This window comes from Pseudomonas sp. Ma2-10 (assembly GCF_054330215.1).
In genome coordinates this window covers 1-1,321 of sequence record NZ_JBTEYL010000071.1, presented here as the reverse complement: position 1 = coordinate 1,321, position 1,321 = coordinate 1, and the positions used below count along the sequence as shown (strand labels likewise).

The 1,321-nt window shown below is 64.3% G+C and carries 1 protein-coding gene; it reads left to right on the top strand.

Annotated elements, in window-relative coordinates:
• Nucleotides 1–163 precede the first annotated feature (163 nt).
• On the top strand, nucleotides 164–1,321 hold a 1,158-nt coding region (istA, locus tag ACXPVS_RS27315; RefSeq protein WP_458512652.1), incomplete at its 3' end, for an IS21 family transposase.

The following is a 1,321-nucleotide window of genomic DNA, read 5'->3' as shown; positions in this document are numbered from 1 at the left end:
CCGCTCATTTCGCTAACAACGTGACCGATTTTCCGCCTGTTCCGAAACAGCCGGTCACGCTCTTACCGAAATGACCGGTCACGTTGTTAGCGAAATACCCTCCACTGCGTTGCGCATGACCTGACGCGCCGCCACCCTCAGTCCCATTTCGGGGAATCGAAGGATGGCGGCGCAGCGAGTAGCCATGCGTAATATCAAAGAATGCCTGCGCCTCAAGTTCGAGGCCGACCTGTCCCACGAGAAGATCGCCCGCGCCTTGCAACTGTCCAAGGGCGTGGTCAGCAAGTACATCAAGGCGGCGCGCGACACCGGCATCGAGTGGCCCGCGCTGGCTCTACTGGATGAAGCGGCGCTTGGCGCCGCCCTGATGCCGGCCGCCAATGTCGTGCACTCACGCGGCGGCCGCGTGTTGCCCGACGTGATCACCCTGCACCGCGAACTACGTCGCAAAGGCGTGACGCTACAACTGCTGTGGGAGGAATACACCGCCGCTCATCCCGACCAGTCGACCTACCGCTACACCCAATTCGTCGAGCATTACCGCAGCTACGCTCGGACGCTCAAGCGCTCGATGCGCCAGCAGCACCGCGCCGGCGAGAAGCTGTTCATCGACTACGCCGGGCCGACGCTGCCGGTGATCGACGCCGCCACCGGCGAGATCCGCCAGGCGCACATCTTCGTCGCCGCCCTCGGCGCCTCGAACTACACCTACGCGTGCGCCACGCCGAGTGAGACCCAAGTGGACTGGCTGACGGCGTTGAGCCAGGCCCTCGGCTACTTCGGTGGCGTCCCCGAAATGATCGTCCCGGACAACCCGCGCGCCCTGGTTGCCCGGCCTGACCGTTATGAGCCGGGTCTGAACCGCGCGGCACTGGAGTGCGCCCAGCACTACGGCGCCATCATGCTCCCGGCGCGCCCGCGCAAGCCGCAGGACAAAGCCAAGGCAGAGGTAGCGGTGCAGGTAGTCGAGCGCTGGGTCATGGCGCGGTTGCGGCATCAGCAGTTCTTCAGCCTGCATGCGCTCAATCAGGCCATCGCCGTCTTGCTGGAGGATTTGAACCGACGCCCGTTCAAAAAGCTCGACGGATGCCGACGGGACTGGTTCGAGCAGCTCGACCAGCCAGTGCTCAGGCCGCTGCCGGCGCAGCCGTATGAGGTCGTGACCTTCAAGCGCTGCAAGGTCAACATTGATTACCACATCGAAGTGAATGGCGGCTTTTACAGCGTGCCCTCGGCCTTGGCCCGGCAAAGCGTCGACGCCCGAGTGAGCGCCCATACCGTCGAAATCCTGCATGGACACCGGCGAGTCGCCAGCCACCTG